At 63.1% G+C, this 4,404-nt stretch carries 4 protein-coding genes and 1 pseudogene; all 5 read right to left on the reverse strand.

Features of this window, described 5'->3' with window-relative positions; genetic code table 11:
* A pseudogene (locus HMPREF9538_RS16115) lies at positions 1 to 1,512 on the reverse strand (purine-cytosine permease family protein); the annotation flags it as partial.
* A 153-nt stretch (positions 1,513 to 1,665) separates the two neighbouring features.
* Entirely contained in the window at positions 1,666 to 2,283 is a 618-nt protein-coding gene (ureG, locus tag HMPREF9538_RS16110) for an urease accessory protein UreG (RefSeq protein WP_002916877.1), read from the reverse strand.
* A gap of 8 nt (positions 2,284 to 2,291) precedes the next feature.
* A complete protein-coding gene (locus HMPREF9538_RS16105) occupies positions 2,292 to 2,966 on the reverse strand; it encodes an urease accessory protein UreF (protein WP_009484814.1) in 675 nt (224 codons plus the stop codon).
* A gap of 1 nt (position 2,967) precedes the next feature.
* Entirely contained in the window at positions 2,968 to 3,444 is a 477-nt protein-coding gene (gene ureE, locus HMPREF9538_RS16100) for an urease accessory protein UreE (protein ID WP_004181345.1), read from the reverse strand.
* Between the two features lie 9 nt (positions 3,445 to 3,453).
* A partial coding sequence (locus HMPREF9538_RS29770) for an urease subunit alpha (protein WP_009484815.1) occupies positions 3,454 to 4,404 on the reverse strand: 951 nt, incomplete at its 5' end.

Below are 4,404 nucleotides of genomic sequence, written 5' to 3' on the forward strand. Positions count from 1 at the left end.
GAGGGGGGGGGGGCCGCCCCCCCCCCCCCCGCGGCGCGGCCGGGGTTCGGCGATGCCGTCATCCACCTGCTTAATATAGTAGCGCCCGCGGGTAAGGAGCCCCATCAGCGGGGTCATGACAAAGGCAACGACCAGCGCAATCAGCGGCGAGAACGGCGCCAGCGTCGCCCCCAGCAGACCGAAGAAGGCGCAGATCGACAGCCCGGCGGCCAGACCAAAGGAGACCACGCCCACCGGGTTAACGTTGTAGATCATGCCGCGACGATACTCCGGCTGCGCCGGCGCCAGCTTGAGCAAGCCTTTATTAAAGGTGATGTCGGTCGCCACCACCACGACCCAGGCGATGGCGAAGTTGGAGTAAAAGCCGAGGATCCACGACAGGGCGCTGAACATATCGCCCTCCATCAGCGCCAGGGCAATCGCCAGGTTGACCACCACAAAAATAATCCGTCCCGGATAGCGTTTGGTGGTGCGGGTCCAGGCGCTGGTCCACGCCAGCGAGCCGGAGTAGGCATTGGTGACGTTAATTTTGATCTGCGAGATCACCACCAGCACCACCGCCAGCGTCAGGGCCAGCCAGCCGGGCACCAGGTTATCGAAGACGCTGACGAACTGCTGCACCGGTTCGGTATTGTGCACCGCCGGGAAACGGGTCAACAGATAGAAGCCGAGGAAGGCGCCGATGATCTGTTTGATCGCGCCTAACACCACCCAGCCCGGGCCGGCGGAAAAGACCGCCAGCCACCAGCTTTTACGGTTCTCCGCGGTCTTAGGCGGCATAAAGCGCAGGTAATCAATTTGCTCGCCAATCTGCATGATCAGCGACAGGCATACCCCGGCGCCGAGCATGATGGCGGTGATATCCACCGTCGACGCGCTGTTTTTACCGGCGAAATGCAGGAAGCCGTCCACCAGCTGCGGATCTTTGACAATCAGCCACACCACCGGCACCACCATCAGCACCAGCCACAGCGGCGTGGTCCACACCTGCAGGCGGGTCAGAGCTTTCATGCCATAGACCACCAGCGGGAGCACCATCAGGGTGGCGATCAGATACCCCATCCACAGCGGGATCCCGAGGCCCACCAGCAGCCCCTGGGCCATGATCGAGCCTTCGAGGGCGAAGAAGATAAAGGTGAAGCCGGCAAAAATAATGCTGGTGATCACCGAGCCGAAATAGCCGAAGCCGGCGCTGCGGGTGATCAGGTCAAGGTCAATGTTGTAGCGCGCGGCGGTGATCGCCAGCGGAATGCCGGTGAGGAAGATCACCAGCGCCGCCACCAGGATCGAATAGATGGCGTTGCTGGTGCCCCAGGCCATACCGATGCTGGCGCCGATGGAAAAGTCGGCCAGATAGGCGATGCCGCCCAGCGCGGTGACCGCGACGACGCCCGGACCCCAGCGGCGGAAGCTCAGCGGGGCGTAACGTAAGGTGTAATCTTCTAAGGTTTCCCGGGAGCCGGAAGTCCGCGTTGTCGCGGGTAATTCAGGGTTAAGATCCAGTGATGACATAGTCATTCCTTAATGGTTAGGCATGACTTGAATTAGCAAACCTTATGCCATATTGCAGGGCAGGCGTGGCGCGGAGGTGGAGGCAGGATGATATAAAGAGAGAGCAGAGGCTGCACCATCCGGACGCGCTTGCGCCCGGCTGGTGCAACAGGCCTATTTGCCAAGCATGCCTTTGTCTTCGAGGAAGGCGATAATGGTGCTCAGGCCGTCGCCCTGCTTCAGATTGGTGAAGGTCCATGGGCGATCGCCGCGCATACGCTGGGTATCGCTCGCCATCACCTCCAGCGACGCGCCCACATAGGGGGCAAGGTCGGTTTTATTGATCACCAGGAAATCGGATTTGGTGATCCCCGGTCCGCCTTTGCGCGGGATCTTCTCCCCTTCGGCCACATCGATGACGTAGATGGTCAGATCCGCCAGCTCCGGGCTGAAGGTGGCGCTCAGGTTATCGCCGCCGCTTTCCACGAAGATAAGGTCGAGGTTACCGAACTTTTCACTCAGCGCTTCCACGGCGGCGAGGTTCATTGAGGCATCTTCGCGGATCGCCGTATGCGGGCAGCCGCCGGTTTCCACACCGACGATGCGTTCAGGCGCCAGCGCGCCCGCTTCGGTGAGGATGCGCTGATCTTCTTTGGTATAGATGTCGTTAGTGACCACCGCCAGCTGCCAGGTATCGCGCATCGCTTTACACAGCGCTTCCAGCAGAGCGGTTTTACCGGAGCCGACCGGGCCGCCGACGCCGACGCGCAGCGGGTGTTTATAAGAGTTCATGGCTTCTCCTAGGAACGGAATAATCGAGAGTATTGGGTTTCATGCCGGGCAGAGGCGATGGCGGCGAGCGGGGTGGCCGATCCGATATCGCCGTCCGGCGCGGCCAGCGCGCGGGGCATCTTGGCCGCGTAGTGGTCACAAAGACGTAAAATCAGCTGCTGGGCGGCCTGCTGGCCGAAGGGGACCAGCTTGACGCCGGCCATCACGGCGCTCTCAATCCAGCTATAGCCCAGGCTGAGGGCCATCTCGGGCAGGGCGATACGCCAGCGCACGCCGAGCCAGGCCATCCCGGCGAGCTGGCTTTGCTGGCACAGGGAGCGCCACGGCGGCGGACAGTCCGGCTGCCAGTCGCTCAGCAGACGGGCAAACGCCGCGCCGCGGTTGCGCTCTTCCTCCCGCAGTTCACGAGTTTCCCGGCAGGCCAGCAGATAGGCGGTCCAGCGCTGGGCCGCAGCGATATCGCCTTGTTCGCAGGCGCGGTACAGGCGGGCGAACAGCGGCAGGTCAACGGTAAAAAAGCCTTCCGTCATCTGGCGTCGCTGCCAGCGCTCGAAGGCCGCGACGTCCGGCACCCAGCCGGCTTCCACAGCCCACTCCAGCCCCTGGGACCAGCTGTAACCCCCTACCGGCAGGTTGCTGCTGGCCAGCTGCATCAGCCGCAGGCGTTGTTCCGCTGTCGACATGCTAGTGGCTGTGAGCGTGGTGGTCATGATGAGCATGATGATGACCGTGGCTCTCGCTGGCGTAAGCGCCGGCTTCCGGCTCGAACGGCAGCTGGCCAAAGGTCACCGTCAGGCCGAACTGGCGCAGCATATCGTCCAGCACGTGATCGTGATGGTAGCGCAGCTCGCCCGGCATGATCTGCAGCGGCACGTGACGGTTGCCGAGGTGGTAGCAGGCCTTCGCCAGCATAAACGGATCGTCGCAGCGCACTACCGACACCCCTTCATCAGCGGCAATCACCTGCACAAACTCGGTGCCTTCTTCGTTGCTGAGCACATCGCCGCCGCGCAGCAGCAGGCCGCGGGGCAGCAGCAGGCCGGCTTCCCGGCCATCGTTGAGGGTGACCTTAACCCGGCTTTTGACGCGAACATCAATCGGCAGCGTAACGCTGGCGGTCACGGCGGCGGGGATCTCCAGACGTTGAGTTAAATAAAGCATCCGCTCTCCTTAAAACAGAAAATATCGTTGCGCCATCGGCAGAACGTCTGCCGGCTCGCTGGTGATAAGTTCGCCATCCACCCGCACCTCATAGGTCTGGGCGTCGACGGTGATGTTAGGCTGCAGGCTGTTGTGCACCATGTCGGCTTTCTGCACCGTACGGCAGCCTTTCACCACGGCGATCGCGCTGCGCAGGTTCAGCCGCTCGGCAACGCCATTGGCTGCCGCCGCCTGCGACAGGAAGGTGAGGCGGCAGTGATGGCGGGCGCTGCCCAGCGCGCCAAACATCGGGCGGTAGTGCACCGGCTGCGGGGTCGGAATAGAGGCATTGATATCGCCCATCGGCGCGATGGCGATCATGCCGCCTTTGATCACGGTGGCCGGTTTCACGCCGAAGAAGGCTGGCGACCAGACCACGAGGTCAGCCAGCTTACCCACCTCAATGGATCCGACTTCGTGTGCGATGCCGTGGGTCAGCGCCGGGTTGATGGTGTATTTGGCGATGTAGCGCTTCACGCGGAAGTTGTCGTTATCCCCGGTCTCCTCCGCCAGCGCTCCGCGCTGCACCTTCATGCGATGCGCCACCTGCCAGGTGCGGAGAATCACTTCCCCGACGCGGCCCATGGCCTGCGAATCGGAGGAGGTGAGCGAGAAGGCGCCGAGATCGTGCAGCACGTCTTCCGCAGCGATGGTTTCCCGGCGAATGCGCGACTCGGCAAAGGCCACGTCCTCGGCGATGTCCGGGTCCAGATGGTGGCAGACCATCAGCATATCGAGATGTTCATCGATGGTGTTGAGGGTGTAGGGCAGCGTTGGGTTGGTGGACGACGGCAAAATGTTCGGGTGGGCGCAGGCGGTGATGATGTCCGGCGCATGGCCGCCGCCGGCCCCTTCGGTATGGAAGGTGTGGATGGTGCGCCCCCCGCGGGCGGGGGGGGGGGGGGCCCCCCCCCCGGGGGG

Origin of the sequence: Klebsiella sp. MS 92-3 (assembly GCF_000195655.1) — a bacterium.
In the GTDB taxonomy this organism is placed as follows: Bacteria; Pseudomonadota; Gammaproteobacteria; order Enterobacterales; family Enterobacteriaceae; genus Klebsiella; species Klebsiella pneumoniae.

Bases quoted from the DNA above. Each gene is read 5' to 3' on its own strand.
- ureG (WP_002916877.1), bottom strand. From the start codon at position 2,283: ATGAACTCTTATAAACACCCGCTGCGCGTCGGCGTCGGCGGCCCGGTC.
- HMPREF9538_RS16105 (WP_009484814.1), bottom strand. From the start codon at position 2,966: ATGTCGACAGCGGAACAACGCCTGCGGCTGATGCAGCTGGCCAGCAGC.
- ureE (WP_004181345.1), bottom strand. From the start codon at position 3,444: ATGCTTTATTTAACTCAACGTCTGGAGATCCCCGCCGCCGTGACCGCC.